The following is a 26,578-nucleotide window of genomic DNA, read 5'->3' as shown; positions in this document are numbered from 1 at the left end:
ACACCGCGGGCGCCGTCACCGGCTGACGGCGCCCGCGGTGACGTCGAAGCTCAGCCTGCCGTCGGCCACGCCGACCCGGACCGTCGACCCCGGCTCCACCTCGCCGCTGAGCAGCATCCTCGACAGGACGTTGTCCACCTCGCGCTGGATGGTGCGGCGCAGCGGCCGGGCGCCGTACTCGGGCTGGTAGCCGGCCTCGGACAGCCAGCGCACCGCCTCCGGCTCCACCTCGACGTCCACGTCCTGGGCGTGCGCCTTGCGGCGGGTCTCCTCCAGCAGCAGCGACGTGATGCGCTGCAGCTGCTCCGCCGAGAGCTTGCGGAACACGATGATCTCGTCGATGCGGTTGAGGAACTCCGGACGGAACGACTCCCGCAGCCTGCGCATCAGCCGCTCCCGCAACGGCTGCTCGGTGTCGTCCTCGCGCGGCGGCACGAAGCCGAGCGCGCCCTGGGTGCCGGACAGCACCAGCTCCGAGCCGACGTTGCTGGTCATGATCAGCACGGTGTTGGTGAAGTTCACCGTGCGGCCTCGCCCGTCGGTGAGCCTGCCGTCGTCGAGCACCTGCAGCAGAACGTTGAACACCTCGGGGTGCGCCTTCTCGATCTCGTCCAGCAGCACCACGGAGTACGGCCGCCTGCGCACGGCCTCGGTCAGCTGGCCCGCCTCCTCGTAGCCGACGTAGCCGGGCGGGGCGCCGATGAGCCGCGAGACCGTGTGCCGCTCGCCGTACTCGGACATGTCGAGCCGGATCATGCGGTCCTGGTCGCCGAACAGCGCCTCGGCCAGCGCCCTGGCCAGCTCCGTCTTGCCGACGCCGGTGGGGCCGAGGAACAGGAAGCTGCCCGAGGGCCGGTCGGGCTCGGCGAGCCCCGCGCGGGTCCTGCGCACGGCCTCCGCGACGGCCTCCACCGCCTCGTCCTGCCCGACGACCCTGCCGTGCAGGTGCTCCTCCAGGTGCAGCAGGCGCTCCCGCTCCTCCTGGGTCAGCTGGCTGACCGGAATCCCGGTGATCCGCGCCACCACCTCGGCGATGTCCACGGCGCCGACCTCGGGCACGCCCGCGGGCCGCTCGCCGTCGCGGCTCTCCTCGATGCGGCGGCGCAGTTCGTTGATCTCGTCCCGCAGCGACGACGCCCGTTCGTAGTGCTCCTCGCTCACGGCCTGGTCGCGGTCGCGGCACAGCTGCTCCAGCCGCTGCTCCATCTCGCGCACCTGGTCGGGCCGCCGCCCCGCGCGCATCCGCACGCGGGCGCCGGCCTGGTCGACCAGGTCGATCGCCTTGTCCGGCAGGAACCGGTCGTTGATGTAGCGGTCGGACAGCGTCGCCGCGGCGCTGAGCGCCTCGTCGCTGAACCGCACCTGGTGGTGCGCCTCGTACTGGTCGCGCAGCCCGTGCAGGATCGCGAGCGTGTCCTCCACGTTCGGCTCCGGCACCAGGATCGGCTGGAAGCGGCGCTCGAACGCCGGATCGGACTCGATGTTGGCGCGGTACTCGTCGAGCGTGGTGGCGCCGACGATGTGCAGTTCCCCCCTGGCGAGCGCGGGCTTGAGCATGTTGCCCGCGCCCATCGAGCCCTCGGACGCGCCCGCGCCCACCACGGTGTGCAGCTCGTCGATGAAGACGATCAGGTCGTCGCGGTGGCTGCGGATCTCCTCGAGCAGCTTCGTCATGCGCTCCTCGAAGTCGCCGCGGTAGCGGGTGCCCGCCACCATGGCGGTGACGTCGAGCTGCACCACGCGCCTGCCGGTGAGCGTCTCGGGCACCTGCCCGTCGGCGACGCGCTGGGCGAGCCCCTCCACGATCGCGGTCTTGCCGACGCCCGCCTCACCGATGAGCACCGGGTTGTTCTTGGTCCGCCGCGACAGCACCTCGATGGTCTGCTCGATCTCGTCGTCGCGGCCCACCACCGGGTCGATCTGGCCGTCGCGGGCCATCGCGGTGAGGTCGCGCCCGTAGGAGTCGAGCGTCTCGGTGCCGGTGGGCTCCTGGCCCGGCCGCAGCTGCCCTGGGCGGCCCTGCGGTGCCGGTCCGGGGCTCGGGCCCTGGATCGCCCGCTGCATCGCCTCCGGGGTGACGCCCGCCCCCGTCAGCAGCCTGCGCGCCGTGGAGTCCTGGCCAGCGACCAGGGCGAGCAGCAGGTGTTCGGGCCCGATGTAGGACGAGTGCAGGCCGCGCGAGATCTGGTGCGCGTCGATGAGGGTCCGCTTCGCGCCCGGGGTCAGGGTGGGCGCGGTCTCCCGCTGGGGCATGCCCGGCTGCCCGCGCCTGGCCTCCCGTTCGATGCGCTCGGCCAGCGCGTCCGGGTCGGCGCCCGCGCGCTGGATGAGCTCCCGGCTGCCGGGCGCACGGGTGGCCGCCCACAGCAGATGCACCGAGTCGAGCTCGCCGCCACCCCACTCGCCGACCTGGCGGACCGCCTCGGAGACCAGCGCGAGCGTCTGTTCGCTCATGAGCTTGGTGATGCCGACCGCGTACGGCCTGCGCCCTGGCATGGCGTTGCCGAAGAACTGGGCGAGCAACTGGTCGAATGGGCTCGGTCCGGGATCGCCGCCGAAGAAGCCGGTCATCACACCCCTCCTGAGGTCCGCGTCTGCTTCCCAGGAGGGCCTACCCGTCGGGCGGCGGCGTCAACCCACGTAGCGGCGGGCCCGCGAGGTGTTCTGCGTGTGCTCCAGCGAGCGCAGCCCCTGCTCGACGGCGGCGGGCACGACGCGGCGTTCGCGCAGCACCCACGGCAGGCCCCGCAGCGCCTCGGCGACAGCCGCGAGCGTCGCGCGGTCGGCGGGCGCGGAGCGCAGCACCGCGGCGGTGCGCCGCGCGGCGCTGCGCAGCGGCCTGCGCAGCCACTGGGTCCACAGGGTGTTGCGGATGCCGAGCTGGCGGCGCCTGCGCGGGTCGCGCTGCCGGGACGGCGCGTGGTGGATGACGACGTCCTCGGCCCAGCACATCCACCAGCCGCGGGCGGCCAGGTCGATGGCCAGCAGCTCCTCCTCCCCGCCGAGCCACATCCTCGGGGAGAACCCGCCGACCTCGCGGAACGCGGCGACGCGGAAGGTGGTGAGCCCGGCCATCACGCCGAGCAGCGCGGGCCCGGGCAGCCAGTCCGGTCCGCGCACCGGCGAGTGCCGCAGCTCCGGGGTGATCGGGTCCTCGGTGAGGTCGGGCTCCACGAGGCAGCGGCCGGTCACCGACGCCAGCCCGGGGTGGGCATCGAGCAACCCGGCCGCCCGGTGCAGCGAGCCCGGCTGCCAGCGCGTGTCGTCGTCGCAGAACGACACGTAGGGCGTCCGCACGTGCTGCACGGCGAGGTTGCGGGCGAGCGCGCCGAGATTGCGGTCGCAGCGCAGCAGCTCCACCCCGGGATGCCGTTCGGCGATCGCGTCGGCGGTGCCGTCGGTGGAGGCGTTGTCGGCCACGATGATCGGCGCCGCGTCCGGCAGGCTCGTCATGGCCTCGAGCGTGCGCAGCGCCTCGTCACGGCGGTTGTGCGTCATCATCACGACGGTGACGCGCTGGTTCATGCGAGCTCCCTGATCTGCTGCTCGACGGTGCGCGGCAACCGGTGCCGCCGGGTCAGGGCGTGCGGCAGCCTGCGCAGGGCGCCCACCGCCGCGCCGGGGTCGCGCAGCAGCGGGCCCGCCGCGCGCACGCACTCGTGCGGCGGCCTGCGCAGCCACGCGATGAGCGCGTTGTTGCGCCGTTCCATGCTGCGCCGCCATGCCGGTGCCGGCCTGCTCGGCGACGGGTGGTGGTGGGCCACGACGTCGTCGGCGTAGCACAGCCACCAGCCGCGCGCGGCCAGGTCGTAGGACAGCAGCTTCTCCTCCGCGCCGAAGTGCAGCAGCTCGCTGAACCCGCCCACGTCGAGGAAGGCGTCGCGGCGCACGATCGCCGAGCACGCGAGGAACCCGAGCACGAGGGGGCCGGGGGCGCCGGGCGGTGTGCCGAGCGGGCTTTTCGCCATCAGCTCGCACACCGGGTCGGGCCGGTTCTGCTCGCCCACCAGCGTGCGGCCCGCGAGCAGGCCGAGACGCGGATGTTCGGCGAACAGCGCCTCGGCGCGGGCGAGCGCGCCGGGCGCCCACCAGGAGTCGTCGTCGCTGAACGCCACGTACGGGGTGCCTGCCGCCTCCACCCCGAGGTTGCGGGCCGCGGCCGCGCGGTTCTCCGGCGCGCTGACGACCCGCACGCCCGGCTGCTGCTCCCGGACCAGGGTGGCGGTGCCGTCGGTGGAGGCGTTGTCCACCACGATGATCGGCGGCACCGGCCGCAGCGTGCGCAACCGCGCGAGCGTGCGCAGCAGCTCGTCCGCCCGGTTGCGGGTCGCGATGACGACTGTGGTCCTCACCGGCTCACCTCGTCGAGTAGTGCGGTCAGCGCGCCGTCGAGCGGGCGGACCCTGCGCCGCGGCGCCGCGGCGGCATCACCGGCCCGTGTGGACAGACACCAGTTCCACCAGTGGCCGAGCCGCCCCGCGTCCGCCTGCTCGGCGGGTACCAGCGCGGGCCAGTCGAGCGCGTGGGCCTGCGCGCTCACCTTGCCGCCGCCCGCGACCGGGTCCACGGCGAGGGCGGGCACCCCGGCGTGCAGCGCGAGCACCAGACCGTGCAACCGGGTGGTCACCACCACGTCGAGCCGCTCCACAAGGGACACGAACGCGTCACCGGTCGCGCAGTGCCGCCAGTCGGCGCTGTCCAGCCGGGTGTCCAGCGGCACGCGGGCGCAGTCAAGCCCGCCCGCCCAGTCGAGCAGTGCCTCGTGCACCTGCTCGTGCCTGCGCCGCTCGCCGTACTCGTGCTGGCCGGGTGCCAGCACGAAACCGGCCACAGGCACGCGGGTGGTACTCGCCGCGAGTGCGAGGTCGGCTCTGGCGACCGCGTCGCCGTCGCGGGCGAGCACCCGGTGGAACCCGGTGACGGCCCGGTCGGCGGGGTCGATGACGGACACGCCGACGGCGATGCGCCTGCAGGACGCGTAGCGGTCGTGCAGCCAGCGCAGCTGCTCGCCGTGCGCGGGTCCACAAGCGAACACGACGTGGCTGTAGGCGGCGGGCTCCGCGTCGTCGAGGTGCAGCGCGCCCGGCCGGAAGGCGGGACTCCACGCGGTGTCGAATGCGACGCCCGCCGTGTCGAGGGCGGCGGCCACGGTGCGCATGCTGAGCACGTCGCCGGCGGTCGCCTCACCGTGCAGAAAGCTCGGCCAGCCGGTGACGAGGACACGCATGATCACCGGCTACCCGCTCGCCGGGCGTTTCACACTGACCCGGCAGGGTAACCGGGCGGCATGGCAGCTGAGGGCGGACACGCGGTGGTCACCGGCGGCGCCGGGTTTCTGGGGTCTCACCTGTGTGAGTGCCTGCTGCGCAAGGGATACCGGGTGAGCTGTCTGGACAGTTTCGCCACCGGCACCCCCCGCAACGTGGCCCGGCTGGAGTCGCGTCCGGGGTTCCGGCTCGTGCAACACGACGTCACCGATCCGTTCCCCGACGTGGGCAGGGCCGCGCTGGTGCTGCATCTGGCCTCGGCGGCGTCGCCAAAGGACTACGCGCGCCTGCCCATCGAGACACTGCGGGCCGGGGCCATCGGCACCGCCAACGCGTTGGAGTTCGCGGGCAGGCACGGCGCCCGGTTCGTGCTCACCTCGACCAGCGAGGTCTACGGCGATCCGCTCGAGCACCCCCAGCGCGAGACATACTGGGGCAACGTCAACCCGATCGGGCCGCGCAGCGTCTACGACGAGGCCAAGCGCTACGCGGAGGCGCTGACGATGGCACACCACCGGCAGTACGGCGCGGATGTGGGCATCGCCCGCATCTTCAACACCTACGGCCCGCGCATGCGTGCCGACGACGGGCGGATGATCCCGAACTTCATCACGCAGGCGCTGGCCGGTGAACCGTTGACGGTCGCGGGGACGGGAAGGCAGACGCGCTCGGTGTGCTACGTGGACGACACCGTCGCGGGACTGCTGGCACTGGCCGAAAGCACGGTTCCGGGGCCGGTGAACATCGGCAACCCGCACGAGCTTTCCGTGCGGCACATCGCCGACGAGATCCGCGCGCTCAGCGGGTCACGGTCGCCGGTGACGTCGATCCCGGGCGCGGTCGACGACCCCCGGCGCCGCTGTCCGGACATTTCGGTCGCCCTGTCGCTCCTGGGCTGGCAACCGGAGGTCACCCTTCGTGAAGGACTGCGGCGCACCATCGACTGGTTCGCCGCCGAGCGCGGCGCGGCCGCCTGAACCCGCGCGAGCCCGTCCCGCCACGCAGAACTCGCGGGCCCGAACGCAGGACTCGCGGGCCTGAACGCAGGACTCGCGACTCGTGCACCGACCGTAGTGACGTCCAGGGCTTTTGCTCCAGAACGGTTTAGGCACCGCTGCAACGGGTAGCGACATAGTACGGCCACCGCGCCGGGACCACGGTCGAGACGAGAGGCAGAAAACCGTGCGAGTACTGGGAATCAACGCCGTCTTCCACGACCCCGCCGCCGCGCTCGTCGTGGACGGCGAGATCGTCGCCGCCGCCGAGGAGGAGCGGTTCAGCCGCCGCAAGCACGGCAAGGAACCGGTCCCGTTCGCGGCGTGGGAACTGCCCGAGCAGGCGGCGAGGTGGTGCCTGGACACGGCCGGGCTGAGCCCGGCCGACCTCGACGCGGTCGCCTACTCCTACGACCCCGGGCTCGTCAGCCACGACGTCGGCGGCCTCGACGAGGGCGGCTGGGAGAAGCTGCGCACCCTCTACGCACAGCGTGCGCCGTCGTTTCTCAAGACGGCACTGCCCGGTCTGGACCCCGGCATCGTCCGCTTCGTGCGCCACCACCTCGCGCACGCCGCGTCCGCGGCACTGGCCGCACCGTTCGGCGACTGCGCCGTGCTCACCTCCGACGGCCGCGGCGAGGCCGAGTCCTATCTGGCCGGTGAGTACCGCGACGGCAAGTTCGAGGAGCTCGCGCACCAGCCACTGCCCCACTCGCTGGGCCTGGCCTACGAGGACGTCACGGCGCACCTCGGCTTCCGCCGCTCCAGCGACGAGTACAAGGTCATGGCGCTCGCCTCCTACGGCACACCACGCTTCCTGCCCGCCCTGCGCGAGCGCATCCACACCGACGGCACCGGCGGCTTCCGCACCGAGCCGATCGACTTCGCGGAGTTCGCGCCCGCCCGCGGCAAGAACGACGAGCTGCTTCCCGAGCACGCCGACCTGGCCGCGAGCCTGCAGTGCGTCGTCGAGGACGTCCTGCTGGAGCTCGCGACGTGGCTGCACGAGCGCACCGGACGGCGCGATCTGGCGCTCGCGGGCGGCACCGCCCTCAACTGCGTCGCCAACACCCGCCTGTACGCCGAGAGCCCGTTCGAGCGCGTGTGGGTCCAGCCCGCCGCTGGCGACGCGGGCACCGCGCTCGGCGCCGCGCTGCAGCTGTGCGCCGACGCCGGTGAGCGCACCGCGCCCATGTCCGGCGCCGACCTCGGCCGCGGGTGGTCCGATGAGGAGCTGGAAACGTGGCTGGGGGAGGCGAACGTCCGCTACGAGCGGCCCGCCGACATCGCGCAGACCGTGGCCCGCGCCCTCGCCGACGACAGGATCGTCGCCTGGTTCCAGGGCCGCGCCGAGTTCGGTCCCCGCGCGCTCGGCCACCGTTCGCTGCTCGCGCATCCCGGCCGCGCCGAGAACCTGGAGCGCCTCAACGCCGTGAAGGGCCGCGAACAGTTCCGTCCGGTCGCGCCGATGGTGCTCGCCGATCGTGCCGCCGAGCTGTTCACCCGTGGACCCGTTCCCAGCCCGTACATGCTGTTCGTCCACGACGTCGTGCCGGAGTGGCAGGAGCGCATTCCGGCCGTGACGCATGTGGACGGCACCGCGCGCATCCAGACCGTCGACGCGGACACCGAACCGCTCGTGGCGCGGATGCTCGCCGCCTTCGAGGGCCACACCGGGCTGCCCACCGTGGTCAACACGAGCCTCAACACCGCGGGCAGGCCGATGGTCGACGACCCGAGGGACGCGCTCGAGTGCTTCGGATCGTCGCCTGTGGACCTGCTCGCCATCGGGCCGTTCGCCGTGTGGAGGAACGCATGAACTACAGCATCGTGATCCCCACGACGGGCAGGCCTCAGCTCGCGACACTGCTGCGCGCGCTGGACGCCTCCCGCGGCCCGCGCCCCGCCGAGGTGATCGTCGTGGACGACCGCCCCGCGGGCGAACCGCTGACGTTGCCTCGGATCCGGTTCCGGGTGCGGCAGCTGCGCTCGGGCGGGCGCGGCCCCGCCGCGGCCCGCAACACGGGGTGGCGCGCCGCCCGCACGGAGTGGATCGCGTTCCTCGACGACGACGTGCTGACCGATGTGGACTGGACACAGCGGCTTTCGGAGGACCTCGACGGGCTCGGCGACACCGTCGCCGCGTCGGTGGCCCGGCTGGACGTGCCGCTGCCCGGCTACCGGCGCCCCGACGACGACGAGCGCGACACGCTGGCGCTCACCGGCGCGAGGTGGATCACCGCCGACATGGCCTACCGGCGCAGCGCGCTGGTCGAGGTGGGCGGATTCGACGAGCGCTTCCCGCGCGCCTTCCGCGAGGACGCCGACCTCGCCCTGCGCGTCTGCAAGGCCGGTTACCGCATCGCCGACGGCCGGAGGGTGACCACGCATCCCGCCCGTTCCGGCGGGTTCCTCGCCAGCGTGCGCAGGCAGCGGGGCAACGCCGACAACGCCCTGATGCGCGCCAAGCACGGCAGGCACTGGCGGCAGCTGACCGGCGAGGGCCCCGGCAGGCTCGGCAGGCACGCGCTGACCACGCTCACCGGGGTGGCCGCGGCCGGGCTGGCGGCCACCGGGCGCCGCAGGGCCGCCACACTGGCCGGTGGCGCCTGGGCCGGGCTGACCGCGGAGTTCGCCACGCGCCGCATCGCGCCGGGACCGCGCACGCCGCGCGAGATCACCAGGATGGTCCTGACCAGCGCGCTCATCCCGCCGGTGGCATGCGCGCACCGGCTGCGGGGCGAGCTGCGGGTCCGCGAGCCCGCCGCCGCCGTGCTGTTCGACCGCGATGACACCCTCATCGAGGACGTGCCCTACCTCGGCGACCCGGCCGGGGTGCGCCCGGTGCCGGGCGCCGCCGCCGCGCTGGGCGTCCTGCGCTCGGCCGGTGTGCAGCTCGGCGTGGTGAGCAACCAGTCCGGCGTCGCCCGCGGCTACCTCACCACCGACTCGGTGCGGGCGGTCAACGAGCGCGTCGACGAGCTGCTGGGGCCGTTCCAGACCTGGCAGGTGTGCCCGCACGGGCCCGAGGACGCGTGCGCCTGCCGCAAACCCAGGCCGGGCATGGTACTGCGGGCCGCGGAGGTGCTTGGCGTGGACGTGCGCCGCTGTGTCGTCGTCGGCGACACGGGCGCCGACGTCGAGGCCGCCGCCGCAGCGGGAGCCACGGGGGTGCTGGTGCCGACCGCCCGCACCCTGCCCGACGAGGTCGAGAGGGCGCGGCGGGACGCGCTGGTCGCCACCGACGTCACCGCTGCCGCGCGCCTGGCCATGGAGGTCCTGTGAGAACGCTCGTGGCGAGGCTGGACAACGTCGGCGACGTGCTGCTCGCCGGGCCGTGCGTGCGCGCCGTGGCGGCAGGCTCCGACTCGGTCGCACTGCTGGCGGGTCCGCGCGGCCGTGCGGCCGCCGAGCTGCTGCCCGGCGTCGACGAGGTGCTGGAGTGGTGCGCGCCGTGGATCGACCCGGAGCCGCCGGAGCTCACCGAGGACGCGGTGCTGGAGCTGGCCAAGCGCGTCCGCGACCTGCGCCCCGACCGGGCGCTGATCCTGACCTCGTTCCACCAGTCCCCGCTGCCGCTCGCGCTCGTGCTGCGCATGGCCGGGGTGCCGTGGATCGGCGCGATCAGCGAGGACTACCCGGGCTCGCTGCTGGACCTGCGCCACCGCGTCGACGGCGACCCGCCCGAGGCCGAACGCGCCCTGTCGCTGGCCACGGCCGCCGGGTTCCGGCTGCCGGACGGCGACGACGGCAGGCTCGCCCTGCGCGGTCCGCTGCCGGACACGCACGCGCTCACCGGCGGGCCCGGCTATGTCGCGGTGCACCCGGCGGCGTCCGTTCCGGCCCGCCAGCCGACGCCGGAGCGGGCCCACGCGATCGTGCGGGCACTCGCCGGGAACGGCCACCGGGTGGTGGTCACCGGCGCGCCCGCGGAACGGGACCTGACCGCCACCGTCGCCGGAGACGTCGCGCTGGACCTGGGCGGCGCCACCGGTCTCGAAGAGCTGGCGTCGGTGCTCGCCAACGCGCGCGCCGTCGTCGCGCCCAACACCGGGCCCGCCCACCTGGCCGCGGCCGTGGGCACCCCGGTGGTGTCGCTGTTCGCCCCGGTCGTGCCGGCCGCCCACTGGGCGCCCTACGGGGTGCCCACGGTGCTGCTCGGTGACCAGACCGCGCCGTGCCGCGACAGCAGGGCCCGGCACTGCCCGGTCGAGGGGCATCCGTGTCTGGCGATCGACCCGGCACGCGTCGTCTCGGCCGTGCACCGACTCACAGGAGGTATGTCGTGATCGAAGAGCACTTCGCCGCGCTGGCCGGTGCCCTGGACCGCGTCCAGGCCGCAGCGCCGACGATCCAGCGCTGGGGCGCGCAGCTGGCCGACGTGCTCGGCGACGGGGGCAGGCTGCTCGCGTGCGGCAACGGCGGCAGCGCTGCCGAGGCCCAGCACCTGACCGGTGAGCTGGTGGGCAAGTTCCTGCACGACCGGCAGCCGCTGTCGGCCATCGCTCTGCACGCCGACACCTCGGCGGGCACGGCCATCGCCAACGACTACGGCGAGCACGAGCTGTACGCACGGCAGGTCCGGGCCCACGGCAGGCCGGGTGACGTGCTGGTGGCGCTGTCGACGAGCGGACGAAGCCAGAACGTCGTCGCGGCCGCCAAGACCGCACACGAGGCCGGGCTCACGACGTGGGCGCTGACCGGGCCCGCCCCCAACCCGCTGGTGTCCCTGTGCGACGACGCGATCGCCGTCGAGGCCGACAGCGTCGCGACCGTGCAGGAGGTTCACCTCGCCGTCGTGCACGCCCTGTGCGCGCGGCTCGACGAGCGCCTGGGGGTTCCGTCGTGACGCCGCTGGTGGTGGTCGGTGACGCGCTGCTGGACGTCGACGTCGAGGGCACCGCCGAGCGGCTGTGCCCGGAGGCGCCGGTGCCCGTGGTGGACGTCGAGCGGCGCTGGCAGCGACCCGGCGGCGCCGGGCTGGCCGCGACGCTGCTCGCGACCAGGACGGCCCCCGAGGTGGTGCTGGTGACCGCGCTCGGCGACGACGACGCGGGCAGGCGGCTCGCGGAGCTGCTGGCGCACGACGTGCAGGTGGTGCGGCTGCCGATGGACGGCGAGACCGTGTGCAAGACCCGGCTGCGGGCGGCGGGCCAGTCGCTGGCCCGGGTGGACACCGGCGGCGGGAGGGCCGCGCGGGCGCCGCTTCCCGGGCGTGCCGTGCGGGCTCTGCGCTCCGCCGGGGCGATCCTGGTCTCCGACTACGGCCGCGGAGTGGCCGCGCATCCCGGACTGCGGGACCTGCTGACGGAGCTGGCGCCCCGCGTGCCGGTGGTGTGGGACCCGCATCCGCGCGGGCCCGCGCCCGTGCCGGGCGTCCGGCTGGCCACGCCCAACGACAGCGAGGCGCTGGCGTTCGCCGGCGACTGCTCCGATGCCGCCGATGCGGCACACACCCTGCGCAGCACCTGGTCGTGCACGGCGACGGCGGTGACCGTGGGCCCGCGGGGCGCGCTGCTGGCCGGGCCGGGCGACGGTCCCCCGGTGACCGTTCCGGTGTCGGCGCCTGCCCGCGCGGCCGGGCACGGCAGGCCCGACACCTGCGGTGCGGGCGACCGGTTCGCCAGCGCCGCCACGGCCGCGCTGGCCGGGGGCTCCGAGCTCACCGCCGCCGTCAGCTCCGCCGTGGACGCCGCGTCCCGGTTCGTCGCGGCGGGCGGCGCCGCCGCGCTGTCGGTCGACGGCACCCCGGCGGGGGAACCCGAGTCGGCGTTCGGGCTTGCCGACCGCGTGCGCAGGCAGGGCGGCAGGCTGGTGGCCACCGGCGGCTGCTTCGACCTGCTGCACCCCGGCCACGTGAGCCTGCTGCGGCAGGCGCGCTCCCTCGGAGACGCGCTCGTGGTGTGCCTCAACTCGGACGAGTCGGTGCGCGGCCTCAAGGGTCCCGCCCGCCCGGTCGTGCCCGCCGAGGACCGCGCCCGGCTGCTGCTGGAGCTGGAGTCGGTGGACGCCGTCGTCGTGTTCGACGAGCCGTCGCCGGAGCAGGTGCTGGCCCGGCTGCGCCCCGACGTGTGGGTCAAGGGCGGCGACTACGCCGAGGCCGACCTGCCGGAGGCGGGCGTCGTGCGGCGGCACGGCGGCGAGGTGGTCCTGGTGCCCACCGTGGCCGGCTACTCGACCACCCACCTGCTCACCCACCACCGCTGACCCGAGGGAGGAGACGTTTCGTGAAGGTACTGATCACAGGAGGTGCGTCCGGCCTGGGTGCGGCCACGGTCGAGGCCGTGCGCGCCGAGGGCGGCACCCCGCTGGTCGTCGACCGTGCCGCGCCCGCCGACGGCGTCGACCACGAGCTGGCCGACCTGGCCGACACACCCGCCGCCGAGAACGCGGTGCGGGCGCTCGCCGACCGGGCGGGCGGGCTGGACGCGGTGTTCACCGCCGCGGGCATCGACACACCGGGCAAGCTCGGCGCCGTGCCCGCCAAGGAGTGGGAGCGCGTCGTGCAGGTGAACCTGCTCGGCACGGTGGCCGCGGTGCGCGCCTCCCTGCCCTACCTCGAGGCCTCCGGCGGCACGGTCGTGACGTGCTCGTCGACACTGGGCCTGCGCTCGGTGAGCGATGCGACGGCGTACTGCGCGTCGAAGGCGGGAGTCGTCGGGTTCACCCGCGCGCTCGCGGCCGAGACGGCGGGCCGCATCGGCGTCACCCTGCTCGTGCCCGGCGGCATGGACACGCACTTCTTCGACAGCCGCGACGAGCAGTACAAGCCGCCGCCGGGAGCGAAGCTGAACAAGCCGGAGGACGTGGCGCGCAGCGTGCTGCACGCGCTGCGCCAGCCACCCGGCTGCCAGGTGCGGGAGCTGGTGGTCTGCCACGAGGAAGAGGGCTCGTGGCCGTGACGTCCTCCCCGCCGGAGCGCGGCACCGTGCTCGTGCTGCGCGCGCTCGGCCTCGGCGACCTGCTCACGGCCGTGCCCGCGCTGCGCGCGCTACGCCGCGCCCGTCCCGGCGACCGGCTGGTGCTGGCCGCGCCGGACGCGCTGCGGCCCCTTGCCTCGCTGTCGGCCACGGTGGACGAGCTGCTGCCGACACCGGGGCTCGGGGCCCTGGACTGGCGTGGCGAGCCGCCCGCGCTGGCGGTGAACCTGCACGGCAGCGGCCCCGAGAGCATCGCCGACCTGCTCACCACGAGGCCGGCCGGGCTGATCACCCACCGGCATCCCGGCCACCCGGACGTGCCCGGCCCCGAGTGGCCCGCCGGGGCGCACGAGGTGGACCGGTGGTGCTCGCTGCTGGAGTGGCACGGCATCCCGGCCGACCGCACCGACCTCGGCCTTGCCGAGCCGGACACGCCCAGCCCGGCACCGGGTGCGGTGGTGATCCATCCCGGCGCCGCCTATCCGGCGCGCCGCTGGCCCGCCGAACGGTTCGCGGAGGTGGCCCGTGCCCTGTCCGGGCATCCCGTCATCGTGACGGGCAGCGACGCCGAACGGCCGCTGGCCGAGCAGGTGGCCGCGCTGGCCGGGCTGCCGCCGGAGTCCGTGCTGGCGGGACGCACCGGCCTGGACGGGCTGTCCGCGCTGGTCGCGGGAGCCGCGCTGGTGGTGTGCGGCGACACCGGCGTCGGCCATCTGGCGACGGCGTTCGGCACGCCGTCGGTGCTGCTGTTCGGCCCGACCCCGCCGCACCGGTGGGGACCCCCGCCCGAGCGGCCGCGGCACGTGGCGCTGTGGGCGGGCATCGAGGGTGATCCGTTCGCCGAGCGGCCCGACCCGGGCCTGCTGCGGCTCACGCCGCGCGACGTGCTCTCCGCGGCACGGCGCCTACTGCCGGAGGGAACCCATGTCTGAGCGCACCGCTGAGCCCGCCGGTGTCGGGGTGGCCGGGGCCGGCTACGTCGGGTTGACCACCGCGGCCTGCCTCGCCCACCTGGGTCACCGGGTGACGTGCGTCGACACCGACGCCGCCAAGGTCACGGCGCTGCGCGCCGGGCAGGTGCCGATCGCCGAGCCCGGGCTGCCCGAGCTGGTGGAGCAGGGACTCTCCGACGGCGGCCTCGCCTTCACCACCGACCTGGCGGCGCTGCGCGAGCCCGCGCTGGTGTTCCTCTGCCTGCCCACGCCCACCGGCGACCGCGGCGCCCCCGACCTCGGCGCGTTCGACGACGCGCTGGCTCAGCTGCGCGGCGGGCTGCGCCCCGGTTGCGTGGTGGTGATCAAGTCGACGGTGCCGGTGGGCACCGCCGACCGGGTGGCGGACACGCTCGGGGTCTCCGTTGTCAGCAACCCGGAGTTCCTGCGTGAGGGCCACGCCGTGCACGACTTCCTGCATCCCGACCGGGTGGTCGTCGGCGCCCGCGACGAGACGGCGGCGCGCGCGGTCGCCGGCCTGTACGCCGGGCTCGACGCGCCGCTGCTGCACACCACCCCGGCCAGCGCGGAGCTCGCGAAGTACGCCAGCAACGCGTTCCTGGCCGTCAAGGCGTCCTACGTCAACGAGCTGGCCGAGCTGTGCGAGCGGCTCGGTGCCGACGTGGTCGACGTGGTGCGCACGATGGGCCTCGACAACCGGATCGGCTCGGCGTTTCTGTCCCCCGGCCCCGGCTGGGGCGGCTCGTGCCTGCCGAAGGACACGCGCGCGCTGCTGCACACCGCGGGCGAGAGCGGGCTCGACTTCTCCGTGCTCGCCGACGCCGTCGCCGCCAACGCCCGGCAGTGCGACCGGGTGGTGGCCAAGGTCAGGCACGCCGTGACGGGCTCGGCCGAAGGGTCACTGGCCGGGCTGCGGCTCGGCGTGCTGGGCGTGACGTTCAAGGCGGGCACCGACGATGTGCGCGAGTCGCCCGCGCTCGCGGTGGCCGAACGGCTGGCCGCCGAGGGTGCGCAGCTGACGGCCTACGATCCCGGCGCCCAGGCCGACCTCCGGCTGGAGCACGTGCATCTCGTGGACGACCCGCTGCTGGTCGCGAAGGACGCCGCCGGGATCGTCGTGCTCACCGACTGGCCACAGTTTCGCGACCTGAACTGGGCGCAGCTGGGCCAGCTGGCCGAGCAGGCCACGGTGGTCGACGCCCGCAACCTGCTCGACCCGGGTGAGCTGGGACAGGCGGGATTCGCCTACTGGGGGCTCGGCCGCCGGTGAGCTCGCCGGTGGCCGTCACGACTCGGAGATCGACTCCACGGTCCCGCCGACCTTGCGCTCGTCCAGGTGCCGGGCGGCGTCGGCCTGCGCCACGATGCCGACGAGGCGCTGACCCTCGACCACAGGAAGGCGCCGCACCTGGTGGCGCGCCATCTTGTCCAGGGCCTCGGCCACGTCGTCGTCGGGCCGCACGGTCACCACGTCGCCGCGGGCAAGCTCGCTGGCGTGCAGGGCCACCGGGTCCTTGCCCTCGGCCAGCACGCGCACCACGATGTCGCGGTCGGTGAGCATGCCCTTGAGCTGGTTGTCCTCACCCCGGATCGGCAGTGCGCCGACATCGGCGTCGGCCATCTTCCTGGCGGCGTGGGCCACCGTGTCGCTGCTGTCGACGCAGGCGGGGTCGGACGTCATGATCTCGCGTACCTGAGTCACCGAAACTCAGCTCCCTCGTTGTCGTCGGTTGTGACGCGGTCACCTCCGGACTACCCGTCCCGCGGGCTATGCACTCGGCCTGCCCGCCGCTACGCTGCAGTCACTAAGGCGGTTGAGCAGCAGCGGCCCGCGAAACCCTGCCGATCCGTCCTGGGCGTTCCTTCCGCTGGAGGTGCCGTGCCCGAGCTGCCACCGCAGAGCCCGCTGCTCGACGTGACCGACGAGCGCCAGGGCCAGAGCCTGATCGTCCGGGTCACCGGCGACATCGATCTCGCCACCGCGCCCCGGCTGGAGCGGTACCTGACGGAGGCGCTGGAGGCGGTGCCGCCTCCCCATCCGCTCGTGGTCGACCTGACCGGCGTGGGCTTTCTCGGCTCGTGCGGGCTGGCGCTGCTGCTGCGGGCGCACGACGCCGCCGCCGAGCGCGGCACCCCGCTGCGGATCGTCGCCGTGCAGCGCGCGATCCGCAGGCCGGTGGACGCGGTCGGACTGCGCGCCACGCTCGTGCTTCACCCGACAGTGGAATCCGCCCTCGAGCACACCGGTTGAGTGACGGATTCGAACGGCATCGCCATGGGTATATCGATGGCGTGACATCGCATCGCCGGCGCTGGGCCGCGAGGCTGCGCGAGGAGGCCGAGACGTTCGGCGACCTGACGAGGGCCGCCGAGGTGCACTGCCCCACCTCGGACGGGGTGATCGCGTCGGGCTTCACGTTCGCGGGCCCGTTGCACGCGGTCGTGCCGCTGCTGGGGGCGTTGCGCGACAACTCGCGGCTGCGCGTGGTCAGGGGCTGCCTCGAGGTCCGCTATGGCGGCTGGTCGTTCGAGACGCCGCTGTCGAACATCTCCGGCGTGCGGGCGTCCGGCGACCGGGTGCACCTCGACTTCCACGAGGCCGTCCACGGCCACGAGCCCTTCGGTATCCGGCACCGCTCGCTGACGGTGTGCGTCGACGACCCGGAGCGCGTGGCAGGCGAGTTGCGCACGGCCTGTGAACGCGACCGGCGCGGTGTCCGGTCTGTTCAAGACTGAGCACGCTGGCCGGGGCAAGCTGGCCGCATGACACTCGACATCACCGCGGCCCACGACTTCATGGCCGCCCATGCCCGGCTGCTCGATCAGCATCGGTTCCGCCTCGCCCTCGGCGAGGGCGACCCCGGCCCCGCGCTCGCCGCGCTCGAGGCCTACCGCAACCCCGACGGCGGGTACGGCTGGGGTCTCGAACCGGACCTGCGCTCGCCGGAGAGCCAGCCCGGCCCCGCGCTGCACGCCTTCGAGGTGTTCGCCGACGTCGCGCCCGTGACGAGCCCGCGCGCCGCCGAACTGTGCGACTGGCTGGCGTCGGTGACCCTGCCCGACGGTGGCCTGCCGTTCGCGTTGCCCGTGACGAGGCCTGCCGCGTCGGCGCCGTTCTGGACGGGCGCCGACCCCGCCGCGTCGTCGTTGCAGATCACGGCCATCGTTGCCGCCAACGCCCACCGCGTCGCGGCCCACGACAGGGCCGTCGCCGAGCATCCGTGGCTGCGCACGGCCACCGAGTACTGCCTGGCCACCATCCGCGAGCTCGACACCGCGCCGTTCGCCATCGAGCTCGCCTTCGCCGTCCGGTTGCTGGACGAGGCCGCGCCGGCCTACCCCGAGGCGGCCGCCCTGCTCAAGCGCCTCGGCGCGTTCGTACCGGAGAACGGCCTCGTGCACGTCGACGGCGGCGCCGAGGAGGAGTACATGCGCCCGCTGGACTTCGCGCCGTGGCCGGACACGCCCGCGCGCGGGCTGTTCTCCGACGACGTGGTCGCCGCGGACCTCCGGCGGCTGGCCGCCGAGCAGCACGACGACGGGGGCTGGCGCGTCGACTTCACCAGCTACTCCCCCGCCGCCGCGCTGGAATGGCAGGGCTACGCGACCGTGAGTGCCGTGGCGATCCTGCGTGCCGCGGACCGCCTCGGCTAAAGCTCCCCAATGCCACATTTGTTCCACTCAGTGGAGCGAATGCGGCATTCGCTCCACTGGATGGAGCGAATGCCGCATTGGGGAGCTTGGGGCTACGCGTCAGAAGCGCAGGTCGCGCAGGTACTCGAAGCCCACCTTGGCGGTGCTGAGCGGGTCGGTGGGCTGGTCGTGCTCGACGATGTACTGCTTCATCCCGCCGCGCCAGGTGTCGCGGAAGATGCGCGCGAAGTCGATCGTGCCGGTGCCCAGGTCGGCGAAGCCACCGTCGGCGGCCCTGTCCTTGACGTGGAACTGCTTCACGCGGCCGAAGTAGCGGTAGTACTCCTCCACCGGGTCGGCACCACCGGTCACCACCCAGTACAGGTCGTACTCGAAGTGGATGTTCTGCCGCGTGGTGTTGCGGGCGATGATGTCGATCGGCCGCACACCGTCGATCGGCTGGTACTCGTGGGCGTGGTTGTGGTAGCCGTAGGCGATCCCGGCCTCGCGGAACGCCTTGCCCGCCTGCTCCAGCCGCTGCGCGAACGCCGTCCAGTCGGCGACCGTCGAGTAGCTGGCCCACGCGCAGTCGGCCTTGTGGTAACCGAGGATCTTGGCGTCGGCGATGAGCTGGTCGACGTCCGCCCCGTCGAAACCGACGTGCGCGGAGGTGGCCCGCAGGTGGTGCTTGTCCAGCAGCGCGCGGAACTCCGTGGCCGAGCGGCCGTAGGTGCCCGCCAGCTCGACACAGCGGTAGCCGATGTCGGCCAGCGCGCCGAGCGTGCCGTCGGGGTCGTCCTGCATCAGGCTGCGCAGCGTGTAGAGCTGGACGCTGATGTGGTGCAGCGGGATGCGCCGCGTGCCGTGGCCCCAGCCCGCGTGCGCCGTGCCCGACAGTGTGCCCGCGACTCCCACGGCGGCCGCCGCGGTCGCGGCGGTACGCAGGAACGCGCGGCGGGGCAACGAGGATTCGGTCATGGTGAATCAGTTCCCTTCGGTGCTGAAGGCGGCGTCGAATGCCGCCGCCGGCTTGTCGAAGTTGAGATTCCGGATGTAGTGCACGGCTTCGGCGGCTCCACGCAGGCGATCCATGCCCGCGTCTTCCCACTCCACCGAGATCGGCCCGGTGTAGCCGATCGAGTTCAGGGCGCGAAACGCGCTCTCCCAGTCGACGTCGCCGTGGCCGGTGGACACGAAGTCCCAGCCCCGGCGCGGGTCGGCCCACGGCAGGTGCGAGCCGAGCCGCCCGTTGCGGCCGTCGAAGCGCTTCTTGGTGTCCTTGCAGTCCACGTGGTAGATACGGTCGGCGAAGTCGAGGATGAACCCGACCGGGTCCAGGTCCTGCCACACGAAGTGCGAGGGGTCCCAGTTGAGGCCGAACGCGGGCCGGTTGCCCACGGCCTCCAGCGCGCGCTTCGTGGTCCAGTAGTCGTAGGCGATCTCGCTGGGGTGGACCTCGTGGGCGAAGCGCACCCCCACCTCGTCGAACACGTCGAGGATGGGGTTCCAGCGCGCCGCGAAGTCGGCGTAGCCGTCGTCGATCATGTCCTGGGACACGGGCGGGAACATCGCCACGTACTTCCAGATCTTCGACCCGGTGAAGCCGATGACGGTGTTCACGCCCAGCTTGGCCGCGGCGCGGGCCGTGTCGGCCAGCTCGGCCGCGGCGCGCTGCCGCACACCCTCGGGCTCTCCGTCACCCCAGATGCGGGCGGGCAGGATGTTGCGGTGCCGCTCGTCGATCGGGTCGTCGCACACGGCCTGGCCGACCAGGTGGTTGGAGATGGCCCACACCTTGAGCCCGTACGAGTCGAGCAGCTTCAGCCTGTCCGAGACGTAATCCTCTTCGGACAGTGCGCGGTCGACCTCGAAGTGGTCTCCGGAGCAGGCGATTTCCAGCCCGTCGTAGCCCCACTCGGAGGCGTACCTGCACACCTCCTCGAACGGCAGGTCGGCCCACTGGCCGGTGAACAGCGTAACCGGTCGGCTCATCGGTAAGCTCCCTCTCGGATCCCTTGCACTTGCAGGAGAAGGTCTCGGACGTCGGTGGCCGGCACGCGACCACTGCTCTCTACTGTGGACGGCATCTCGGGCTCTGAGCAGAGCAGCACAGGACCGTCGGCCTTGGAGTCCGGGAGCCTGCCGTGCGAGCCCCGGACGTAGCGGGGGTCGGTCGGCACCACGTTCATCGCGTAACGCAGGCCGGCCTTCTTGCGGACGAGGTTGGCGCCCGCCTTGACCTTGACGAGACGGTCGGCGGGATCGAAGAACAGCTCCGCCGGATCGTAACCCGGCTTGCGGTGGATCTCCACTCCCCTGGCGAAATCCGGCGCGTGTGCGTCGTCGAGCCAGTAGTAGTAGGTGAACCACGCCCTGGGTTCCGCCACGGCGACGAGCTCGCCGGCCCGCTCGTGGTGCAGCCCGTATCGGGCCTGTTCCTGCCTGTCCAGCACCTCGTCCACACCGGACAGCCCGGCCACCAGATCCCGCACGCGAGGCAGGTCCTGCTCGTCGGCGACGTAGACGTGGGCGACCTGGTGGTCGGCCACCGCGAACGCCCGCGACACCCACGGGTCCAGGTACTCCATGCCGTCCTGGGTGTAGACCTCCAGCAGGCCCTCGCGGCGCAGCACGCGGTTGATGTCCACGGGGGTGTCCACCGCGGTGATCCCGTACTCCGACAGCGCGATGACCGCGTAGCCGTCGGCCTGTGCGTCGGTCAGCAGCGGCGCCAGCTCCGTGTCGACGGCCCGTGCCGCGGCGGCCGCCTGCGGCGATTCGGGGCCGAAGCGCTGCAGGTCGTAGTCCAGGTGCGGCACGTACACCAAATGCAGGTCCGGGCGTTCGGTGCGCAGCAGCCTGCGCGCGGCGGCGACGATCCACCGGGTGGACGCGATCGACGCCGTCGGCCCCCAGTAGTGGAACAGCGGGAATGGACCGAGCGCCTCGGTCAGCTCGTCGTGCAGGGACGGAGGGCGCGTGTAGCAGTCGGGTGACTTGCGGCCGTCGGCGTGGTAGATCGGCCGCGGGGTGATGGTGAAGTCGGTGGTCGCGCCCATCGCGTACCACCAGCACACGTTGGCCGCGGTGTAGCCGGGGCGGGCATCGCGCGCGGTCTCCCACACCTTCTGGCCGCCGACGAGCTTGTTGTGCTGGCGCCAGAGGTAGACCTCGCCGAGGTCGCGGAAGTACCAGCCGTTGCCGACGATGCCGTGCTCGGCGGGCATGAGCCCGGTGAGAAACGTCGACTGCGCGCTGCACGTCACGGCGGGCAGCACCGTGCCCAGCTCCGCCTGCCAGCCCCGGGTCGCCATCGCCGTCAGGTGGGGCATGTGCCGCAGCAACGCGGGCGTCATGCCCACGACGTCGATCACGAGCAGCTTCTTCATCGGGTCACCTCCGTGCGGGCCCAGGCGAGTTCTCCGGCGATCCCGGCAGCCAGGTCCTGCCGTTGCCGGGGCGGCAGGACGTTCCAGGTGTAGGTCTCGACCTCCACGTGCGGCAGCTCGCCGCGCGCGGCGAGCGCCCGCAGGCTCGTCTCCAGCACACCGGTCGTGGACGTCAGCGGCGGGTCGGGCGGGGCGTGCAGCGGCACGTGGAAGTGCACCCGCCACGGGCCGGTCGCGGGCAGCTCGGCCAGCGCCTGCGGCAGGTCGTCGGCGGCGAGAACGTCGCCGGTGGGCAACAACTCGCGTACCTGGTGCAGGTAGCGCGGCTCGGCGAACTCGGCCAGTGCCGCCCTCGCCTCCTCCGTGCCGGGCCGCTCGACGTGCAACGCGGCCGAGGCCTGCACCTTCACCACCCGCAGGCCCGCCTCGTAGATCCGGTCGACGGTGGCCGCCGGATCGGCGAACGACACCGCCAGGTGGCAGGTGTCCAGGCAGAGCCCGACGTGCTCGGGGTCGACTCGGCCGGCCAGCCACGTCACCGCGTCGGCCACGGTGTCGAGCACGCAGCCGGGCTCGGGCTCGATCGCGAGCCGGATCGGCTGCTCGTGCCGGGCCAGCGCCGTGCGCAGCACCCGGGTGACCTCCTCGAACGCGATGCCCGCGCGCACGTCGTGCGAAGGGCTCCACGGCTCGCGCCAGGCCAGCGGCAGCGTCGAGATGCTGCCGTAGCCCACGTCGGGCGGCAGCAGGTCGGCCAGCACCGTGATGCAGTCGAGCGTGTAGCGCAGTCTGCGGGTGTCGGTCCACGTCGGCAGGTACACCGAGTGCTTGACGACCTCGTCGTGGAACCCGCCGTAGGGAAACGCGTTGAGGGTCTGCACCGCAAGCCCGCGGGCCGACAGCTCCGCCCGCAGCCGGTGGCGCGCGGTGCGGTCGCCGGCCAGCCCGGCGGCGACCTCGGCGGCCAGCCAGAGGCCGACACCGAGCCGCTCCTCGCCCAGCCTCTGGCGCACCGGCACCGCGTAGGCGTCCAGCTGGCGCAGGATGCCGTCGAGGTCCTCGGCCGGATGCACGTTCGTGCAGTACGACAGCAGCATGGGCGCCGTCACTGCCTCGCACCGCGGAGCACGGAGTTGCCCTCGAACGTCGCTCCGGTCGGGCTCGACTCCTCCAGCGGGTCGAGCATCAGATTGCCGCTCTGGCCGTAGAATTCCACCGGGTTGCGCCACAGCACGGTGTCCACATCGGACTCGGTGAACCCGCCCGCGAGCATGGCCTGCCCGGTGCGGTAGGTCTTGAGCGGGTCGGAGCGGCCCCAGTCGGCCGCCGAGTTCACCAGCATCCGCGCCGTGCCGTACTCGGCGAGGATCGCCACCATGCGATGCTCGTCCATCTTGGTGTGCGGATAGATGGAAAAGCCCATCCAGCATCCGGCCTCGGCCACCAGGCCCACCGTGACCTCGTTGAGGTGGTCGACGACGACGCGCTCCGGCGCGATCCCCGACTCGCGCACCACCTCGAGCGTGCGCTTAGTGCCCGCCAGCTTGTCGCGGTGCGGGGTGTGCACCAGGACGGGCAGCTCGTACTCGACGGCCAGCTGCAGCTGGTGCGCGAACGCCTTCTCCTCCGCCTCGGTCATCGAGTCGTAGCCGACCTCGCCGACGGCGACCACGCCGTCCTTGGTGAGGTAGCGCGGCAGCACGTCGAGCACGTCCGTGCACCGTGGGTCGTTGGCCTCCTTGGGGTTGAGCGCGATCGTGCAGTGATGCCGGATCCCGAACTGCGAGGCGCGGAAGCGTTCCCAGCCGATCAGCCCGTCGAAGTAGTCGGTGAACGAGCCGACGCTCGTGCGCGGCTGGCCGAGCCAGAACGCGGGCTCGACCAGCGCGCGGACCCCGGCGGCGTACATCGCCTCGTAGTCGTCGGTGGTGCGGGACGTCATGTGGATGTGCGGATCGAAGATCCTCATTGCGCGCCAGCCTCCTGCAGGATCACGTCGATGTCGGACGGCACGTCGCGGCCCGCGGCCCGCCGCTCGGCGGCGTAGTCGCCGACCATGCGGACCAGTTCGTCGTCCACCCGGTCGCCCAGCCCGGCGACGGCCGCCACCGGCACGCCGACGAACAGGCACTTGAGCACGCCGTGCCGCCACGTGTGGGCGTCGAGGTGCTCGGCGGCGAACGGGCCGAGCGCCGCGGCCACCAGACCGATGTCGTTGGCGCGCAGCGCGTCCTCCACCAGCCGCACGCCGGTGCCCGCCGCCTCGGGCGGAAGCAGGTGCAGCCCGCGCAGCACGGCCCTGCGCTCGGCGCCGTCGCCGTAGCGGTACAGGTCGGGCACCTCGGCGGCCAGGTCCTCCGGCTTGAGCGCGGCGAGCAGCCGCACGCGGGCCTTGTCGTCCACGGTGCCGTGGACGAGGCCGTGGGCGTCGAGCGCCGAGCGGCCCGCCTTGCGTCCCACGGCGGGGAACAACGTGCGGATCCTCGCCGGGTCGGCCCGCACGGTGCGCTCGGCGTCGGCCAGCCAGTCGGCCGCGCGCAGCGCCCGCAGGCCGCGCCGCGCCACGTCGGGTGCGGCGTGGCTGTGCCGGGGCAGCTCGATGGCGGCCAGCCCCCGGTAGCCGACCTCGGCCAGCGCCGCGAGCGTCGCGGTCAGGTCCAGCTCGCCCTCGCCGAACTCCAGGTGCTCGTGCACGCCGGTCCGCATGTCGTCCAGCTGCACGTTGAACAGCAGGTCCCCGGCCTGGCGCACGCAGGTGGCCGCGTCGAAGGGCTCGACGGCGACGCAGTGCCCGACGTCGAGCGTGATGCCCAGCTGCTCGGGACCGCCGAGCTCGTCGCGCAGCCGCAACGCCTCGGCGAGGTGCTGCACGAAGTGGCCGGGCTCCGGTTCGAGGGCGAACCGCGCGGGGGTGTCCTCCAGCACGGCCGCCACGCCGTCGAGCAGCCGCCGCCACGCCGTCGTGTCGTCCACCTCGGCCGGCTTGACGCCGGACCAGAACGACACGCACTCGGCGCCGAGGTCGGCGGCGATGCGCGCGGCCCTGCGCAGGAAGTCGATCCGGGGGCCCGCCTCGTCGGAGAGCAGGGTCGGCTGGTGCTTGCGCCACGGGTCGAGCAGGAACCGGGCGCCGGTCTCCACGACGACCCCGAGCCCGAGCTGCTCCAGGCGCGCCCGCACCCGCCGCGTCTGCTCGGCGACGTCGCCGGCGAACGGGTCGAGATGGTTGTGGTCGAGTGTGAGCGCCACGCCCGTGTAGCCGAGGTCGGCGATGATCGCGAGCGCGTCGTCGAGCCGGTGGTTGGCGAAACCGTTGGTGCCGTAGCCGAACCGCAGGGTGCTCATGTCGGGCTCACCTTCCTCGCCAGCCGACGCGCCAGCGGCAGTGCCCCGGCCAGCACGGCGGCGGTGCGCACGGCGCCGTGCCGCGCCGCCAGCGACGCCTGCAGCGGCACCATGCCGTGGATGCCCGCGGCGGTGGCGGCCCTGATCCGCGCGGCCGACGGCGCGCCAACGGCGCCGTACTGCGCCCGGCCCACCGTCGCGGCGTACCCGGCACCGAACGCGAGCGCGGCGAGCCGCTGGGCCCGGCTCCCGCCGCGCCCGGCGAGCGCGACGGAAGCGGACACGGCGGTCCCGGCCAGCGCGGCCTTCGCCGTGGCCGGGGACCCGCCGTGTACCTCGCCCCCGGAGAGAGCCGTCACGCCCAGGGTGTGCACGCCCAGCGCCACCGCGGCCCCAGCCGCGGCACGCCACCGGCCACGCGCACCCATCAGCACGTCCAGTGCCCGGCACGCGGCCATGCCGAGCGGCCCGGCCGCCGTGCCCTTGAGCGTCGTGTCGTAGGCCCAGACCGCGCCCGCGAGCAGCGCGGCGGTGCGGGCCGCGCGCTGCCCGCCGCCGAACCCGGCCAGTCCGAGTCCGGCGGCGGTCAGCACACCCCCAGTGGCCAGGGCCGCGCCCGCACTCACCCGGCCGGAGGGAATCGGGCGCTCGGGCCGTTCGACGGCGTCGAGCTCCCGGTCGGACCAGTCGTTGAGGGCCATGCCCGCCCAGTACAGCGACGCCGACGCCAGCGGAAGGGCCCAGCGCCGCCCCCGCAGCGGCTCCCCCGCCGCCGCCGCGCCCGCCACCGTGTCGCCGAGCACCGTCAGCGCCGCCGGTGCCCGCACGAGCTGGACATACGCTGTGTTCACAGGCTCTCCGCCCAGTCGGTGAGCGCGGCGAACTGCTCGGCGAGGCGATGCTCGGCCGTGCCGATCGGGTCCTTGAAGAAGAACGCGAGCGCCGGCAGCGGCCCCACGGAGCCCGCCGCGTGCGCGGCGGCGGTGAACCGGGCCAGGTCCAGCACGAGCGGCGCGGCCAGCGCGGAGTCGTAGCCGGTCCAGGTGAACTGCAGGCTCATCCGCGCGCCGAGGAAGCCCTCGAAGGACACGTGGTCCCAGGCGATCTTCTGCTCACCGAGGTCGGGCACGTTGTCGATGTGCAGGGGCGCGGTCACCTCACCGCCGAGCAGCGACGCCAGCCCGCGCCCCTTCGACGCGAGCTTGCTGCCCGCGTGCTCGGCGTCGGCGAGGGTGAGCCCGTCCCCGCCACCGAGCAGGTTGGTGCCCGCCCAGGAGCGCACGGTCAGTGCCCGCGTCGTGAACATCGGCGCGAGGGTGCTGCGCACGAGGGTCTCCCCCGTCTTGCCGTCCGACCCGGCGTAGGGCAGCTTCTGCCCGGCGGCAAGATCCTCCAGCGCGGGCAGCCGGATACCCGTGGACGGCGTGAAGTCGACAAAGGGACATCCGGCCCGCAGCGCCGCGTAGGCGGACACCGAACTCGGCGGCAGCACGGTGCGGCCGGGCACCGCCATCGCCGCCTCCAGCGCCTTGAGCGTGGCGTGCTCGGGCAGCGAGGGGAACACCGGCTCGGTGGACGACACGTTCACCACCACGACCTGCTCCAGCTCGTGCCGGGCGGCGAAGTCGCCGATGTCGTCGGCGAGCCGTCGTGCGGCGTCGGCCTGGGAGCCCGAGTGGGTGGCCGGATGGTAGCCGGGGCGGATCTCGGAGTCCACGGAGGACAGTCCGGAGCGGACCGCCTCGAAGACCCGGTGCGGGATCACACCGGCCTCGGTGAGCAGCTCGGCCCGCTTGTCCAGCGCGAGGTCGGCGATGTCGTGCCCGCCGATGCGGAACGAGTCCCAGTCGGGAAGCGCCGCGCCGGAGAACCGGGGCAGCGCGCTGACGCAGCCCGTCGGCTCGATCACCCTGGCCCGCAGCGCGAGCAGGCCGGTGATCGCCGTCGTGGCGACCGACCCGCGCGCGCCGACCAGCCACAACCCTATCGAAGACATTCGCCTCACCTTCCGTGCCGGAGAACAATCGCGACTCCCGGGCGGGTGCCCCGGAACCGGTCCGGGGCACCCGCCCGCAA

At 73.7% G+C, this 26,578-nt stretch carries 25 protein-coding genes; 12 read left to right on the top strand and 13 right to left on the bottom strand.

Features of this window, described 5'->3' with window-relative positions:
* Window positions 1-15: 15 nt before the first annotated feature.
* The 4 genes from BAY60_RS13760 to BAY60_RS13745 are packed head-to-tail and all read right to left on the bottom strand — an operon-like array spanning window position 16 to window position 5,227.
* Window positions 16-2,571 carry an ATP-dependent Clp protease ATP-binding subunit gene (locus BAY60_RS13760; protein ID WP_112281326.1) on the bottom strand — a complete coding sequence of 852 codons (2,556 nt, stop codon included), beginning with the start codon at window positions 2,569-2,571 and terminating at the stop codon, window positions 16-18.
* Window positions 2,572-2,631: 60 nt separating this feature from the next.
* Window positions 2,632-3,525 carry a glycosyltransferase family 2 protein gene (locus BAY60_RS13755; protein WP_112281325.1) on the bottom strand — a complete coding sequence of 298 codons (894 nt, stop codon included), beginning with the start codon at window positions 3,523-3,525 and terminating at the stop codon, window positions 2,632-2,634.
* Window positions 3,522-4,352 carry a glycosyltransferase family 2 protein gene (locus BAY60_RS13750; RefSeq protein ID WP_112281324.1) on the bottom strand — a complete coding sequence of 277 codons (831 nt, stop codon included), beginning with the start codon at window positions 4,350-4,352 and terminating at the stop codon, window positions 3,522-3,524. The genes BAY60_RS13755 and BAY60_RS13750 overlap by 4 nt, the downstream gene beginning before the upstream one ends.
* Window positions 4,349-5,227, bottom strand: a complete 879-nt coding sequence (locus BAY60_RS13745) for a polysaccharide pyruvyl transferase family protein (protein ID WP_112282373.1) — start codon at window positions 5,225-5,227, stop codon at window positions 4,349-4,351. The genes BAY60_RS13750 and BAY60_RS13745 overlap by 4 nt, the downstream gene beginning before the upstream one ends.
* 60 nt (window positions 5,228-5,287) lie before the next feature.
* Between BAY60_RS13745 and BAY60_RS13740 the strand changes: the two genes are divergently transcribed.
* The 9 genes from BAY60_RS13740 (at window position 5,288) to BAY60_RS13700 (ending at window position 15,405) form a co-directional block, all read left to right on the top strand.
* On the top strand, window positions 5,288-6,244 hold the full coding sequence (locus BAY60_RS13740; RefSeq protein WP_112281323.1) for a UDP-glucuronic acid decarboxylase family protein: 957 nt from the start codon (window positions 5,288-5,290) through the stop codon (window positions 6,242-6,244).
* A 205-nt stretch (window positions 6,245-6,449) separates the two neighbouring features.
* Window positions 6,450-8,081: a carbamoyltransferase family protein gene (locus tag BAY60_RS13735; protein WP_112281322.1), complete on the top strand. Its 1,632-nt coding sequence runs from the start codon at window positions 6,450-6,452 to the stop codon at window positions 8,079-8,081.
* The gene (locus BAY60_RS13730; protein WP_112281321.1) at window positions 8,078-9,547 is read left to right on the top strand and encodes an HAD-IIIA family hydrolase; all 1,470 of its coding nucleotides are present in this window, start codon (window positions 8,078-8,080) and stop codon (window positions 9,545-9,547) included. Before BAY60_RS13735 ends, BAY60_RS13730 begins: the two co-directional genes overlap by 4 nt.
* Window positions 9,544-10,551, top strand: coding sequence for a glycosyltransferase family 9 protein (locus BAY60_RS13725; protein WP_245992487.1), 1,008 nt, complete (start codon window positions 9,544-9,546; stop codon window positions 10,549-10,551). Before BAY60_RS13730 ends, BAY60_RS13725 begins: the two co-directional genes overlap by 4 nt.
* Entirely contained in the window at window positions 10,548-11,111 is a 564-nt protein-coding gene (locus BAY60_RS13720; RefSeq protein WP_112281320.1) for a D-sedoheptulose-7-phosphate isomerase, read from the top strand. Before BAY60_RS13725 ends, BAY60_RS13720 begins: the two co-directional genes overlap by 4 nt.
* A complete protein-coding gene (locus BAY60_RS13715; RefSeq protein ID WP_112281319.1) occupies window positions 11,108-12,469 on the top strand; it encodes a PfkB family carbohydrate kinase in 1,362 nt (453 codons plus the stop codon). The genes BAY60_RS13720 and BAY60_RS13715 overlap by 4 nt, the downstream gene beginning before the upstream one ends.
* 20 nt (window positions 12,470-12,489) lie before the next feature.
* Window positions 12,490-13,164, top strand: coding sequence for an SDR family oxidoreductase (locus BAY60_RS13710; protein WP_112281318.1), 675 nt, complete (start codon window positions 12,490-12,492; stop codon window positions 13,162-13,164).
* Window positions 13,155-14,114, top strand: coding sequence for a glycosyltransferase family 9 protein (locus BAY60_RS13705; RefSeq protein ID WP_112281317.1), 960 nt, complete (start codon window positions 13,155-13,157; stop codon window positions 14,112-14,114). Before BAY60_RS13710 ends, BAY60_RS13705 begins: the two co-directional genes overlap by 10 nt.
* On the top strand, window positions 14,107-15,405 hold the full coding sequence (locus BAY60_RS13700; protein WP_112281316.1) for a UDP-glucose dehydrogenase family protein: 1,299 nt from the start codon (window positions 14,107-14,109) through the stop codon (window positions 15,403-15,405). The genes BAY60_RS13705 and BAY60_RS13700 overlap by 8 nt, the downstream gene beginning before the upstream one ends.
* Before the next feature lie 15 nt (window positions 15,406-15,420).
* Here the strand turns inward: BAY60_RS13700 and BAY60_RS13695 are convergent, their stop codons facing one another.
* Entirely contained in the window at window positions 15,421-15,837 is a 417-nt protein-coding gene (locus BAY60_RS13695) for a CBS domain-containing protein (protein WP_112281315.1), read from the bottom strand.
* A gap of 177 nt (window positions 15,838-16,014) precedes the next feature.
* Here BAY60_RS13695 and BAY60_RS13690 point away from each other — a divergent pair, with 177 nt between their 5' ends.
* The 3 genes from BAY60_RS13690 to BAY60_RS13680 are packed head-to-tail and all read left to right on the top strand — an operon-like array spanning window position 16,015 to window position 17,789.
* Window positions 16,015-16,386 (top strand): STAS domain-containing protein, encoded by a 372-nt coding sequence (locus BAY60_RS13690; RefSeq protein WP_245992486.1) that lies wholly within the window; start codon window positions 16,015-16,017, stop codon window positions 16,384-16,386.
* A 41-nt stretch (window positions 16,387-16,427) separates the two neighbouring features.
* The gene (locus BAY60_RS13685) at window positions 16,428-16,871 is read left to right on the top strand and encodes a hypothetical protein (protein WP_112281314.1); all 444 of its coding nucleotides are present in this window, start codon (window positions 16,428-16,430) and stop codon (window positions 16,869-16,871) included.
* Window positions 16,872-16,898: 27 nt separating this feature from the next.
* On the top strand, window positions 16,899-17,789 hold the full coding sequence (locus BAY60_RS13680) for a hypothetical protein (protein WP_112281313.1): 891 nt from the start codon (window positions 16,899-16,901) through the stop codon (window positions 17,787-17,789).
* Between the two features lie 99 nt (window positions 17,790-17,888).
* Here the strand turns inward: BAY60_RS13680 and BAY60_RS13675 are convergent, their stop codons facing one another.
* Genes BAY60_RS13675 through BAY60_RS13640 form a run of 8 tightly spaced genes read right to left on the bottom strand, consistent with a single transcriptional unit; the run spans window position 17,889 to window position 26,498 of the window.
* Window positions 17,889-18,746, bottom strand: coding sequence for a sugar phosphate isomerase/epimerase family protein (locus BAY60_RS13675; protein WP_112281312.1), 858 nt, complete (start codon window positions 18,744-18,746; stop codon window positions 17,889-17,891).
* A gap of 6 nt (window positions 18,747-18,752) precedes the next feature.
* Window positions 18,753-19,760, bottom strand: a complete 1,008-nt coding sequence (locus tag BAY60_RS13670) for a sugar phosphate isomerase/epimerase family protein (protein ID WP_112281311.1) — start codon at window positions 19,758-19,760, stop codon at window positions 18,753-18,755.
* Window positions 19,757-21,157, bottom strand: a complete 1,401-nt coding sequence (locus tag BAY60_RS13665) for an alkaline phosphatase family protein (RefSeq protein ID WP_112281310.1) — start codon at window positions 21,155-21,157, stop codon at window positions 19,757-19,759. Before BAY60_RS13665 ends, BAY60_RS13670 begins: the two co-directional genes overlap by 4 nt.
* Complete coding sequence (eboE, locus tag BAY60_RS13660) at window positions 21,154-22,251, bottom strand: metabolite traffic protein EboE (RefSeq protein ID WP_112282370.1); 1,098 nt, start codon at window positions 22,249-22,251, stop codon at window positions 21,154-21,156. The genes BAY60_RS13665 and eboE overlap by 4 nt, the downstream gene beginning before the upstream one ends.
* 11 nt (window positions 22,252-22,262) lie before the next feature.
* Window positions 22,263-23,126, bottom strand: coding sequence for a TatD family hydrolase (locus BAY60_RS13655; protein ID WP_112281309.1), 864 nt, complete (start codon window positions 23,124-23,126; stop codon window positions 22,263-22,265).
* The gene (locus tag BAY60_RS13650) at window positions 23,123-24,502 is read right to left on the bottom strand and encodes an EboA domain-containing protein (protein ID WP_112281308.1); all 1,380 of its coding nucleotides are present in this window, start codon (window positions 24,500-24,502) and stop codon (window positions 23,123-23,125) included. The genes BAY60_RS13655 and BAY60_RS13650 overlap by 4 nt, the downstream gene beginning before the upstream one ends.
* Window positions 24,499-25,353, bottom strand: a complete 855-nt coding sequence (locus BAY60_RS13645; protein ID WP_170160400.1) for an SCO3242 family prenyltransferase — start codon at window positions 25,351-25,353, stop codon at window positions 24,499-24,501. The genes BAY60_RS13650 and BAY60_RS13645 overlap by 4 nt, the downstream gene beginning before the upstream one ends.
* A complete protein-coding gene (locus tag BAY60_RS13640) occupies window positions 25,350-26,498 on the bottom strand; it encodes an inositol-3-phosphate synthase (RefSeq protein WP_112281307.1) in 1,149 nt (382 codons plus the stop codon). The genes BAY60_RS13645 and BAY60_RS13640 overlap by 4 nt, the downstream gene beginning before the upstream one ends.
* Window positions 26,499-26,578 lie beyond the last annotated feature (80 nt).

It is taken from the genome of Prauserella muralis (assembly GCF_003202285.1).
Lineage (GTDB): Bacteria > Actinomycetota > Actinomycetes > Mycobacteriales > Pseudonocardiaceae > Prauserella_B > Prauserella_B muralis.
This window is presented reverse-complemented; position numbering and strand designations above follow the sequence as displayed.

Excerpts from the sequence above, each read along its gene's own strand:
- BAY60_RS13760 (WP_112281326.1), bottom strand. The coding sequence starts at position 2,571 with ATGACCGGCTTCTTCGGCGGCGATCCCGGACCGAGCCCATTCGACCAG.
- BAY60_RS13755 (WP_112281325.1), bottom strand. The coding sequence starts at position 3,525 with ATGAACCAGCGCGTCACCGTCGTGATGATGACGCACAACCGCCGTGAC.
- BAY60_RS13745 (WP_112282373.1), bottom strand. The coding sequence starts at position 5,227 with ATGCGTGTCCTCGTCACCGGCTGGCCGAGCTTTCTGCACGGTGAGGCG.
- BAY60_RS13740 (WP_112281323.1), top strand. The coding sequence starts at position 5,288 with ATGGCAGCTGAGGGCGGACACGCGGTGGTCACCGGCGGCGCCGGGTTT.
- BAY60_RS13730 (WP_112281321.1), top strand. The coding sequence starts at position 8,078 with ATGAACTACAGCATCGTGATCCCCACGACGGGCAGGCCTCAGCTCGCG.
- BAY60_RS13700 (WP_112281316.1), top strand. The coding sequence starts at position 14,107 with ATGTCTGAGCGCACCGCTGAGCCCGCCGGTGTCGGGGTGGCCGGGGCC.
- BAY60_RS13680 (WP_112281313.1), top strand. The coding sequence starts at position 16,899 with ATGACACTCGACATCACCGCGGCCCACGACTTCATGGCCGCCCATGCC.
- BAY60_RS13675 (WP_112281312.1), bottom strand. The coding sequence starts at position 18,746 with ATGACCGAATCCTCGTTGCCCCGCCGCGCGTTCCTGCGTACCGCCGCG.
- BAY60_RS13670 (WP_112281311.1), bottom strand. The coding sequence starts at position 19,760 with ATGAGCCGACCGGTTACGCTGTTCACCGGCCAGTGGGCCGACCTGCCG.
- BAY60_RS13665 (WP_112281310.1), bottom strand. The coding sequence starts at position 21,157 with ATGAAGAAGCTGCTCGTGATCGACGTCGTGGGCATGACGCCCGCGTTG.
- BAY60_RS13655 (WP_112281309.1), bottom strand. The coding sequence starts at position 23,126 with ATGAGGATCTTCGATCCGCACATCCACATGACGTCCCGCACCACCGAC.
- BAY60_RS13650 (WP_112281308.1), bottom strand. The coding sequence starts at position 24,502 with ATGAGCACCCTGCGGTTCGGCTACGGCACCAACGGTTTCGCCAACCAC.
- BAY60_RS13640 (WP_112281307.1), bottom strand. The coding sequence starts at position 26,498 with ATGTCTTCGATAGGGTTGTGGCTGGTCGGCGCGCGCGGGTCGGTCGCC.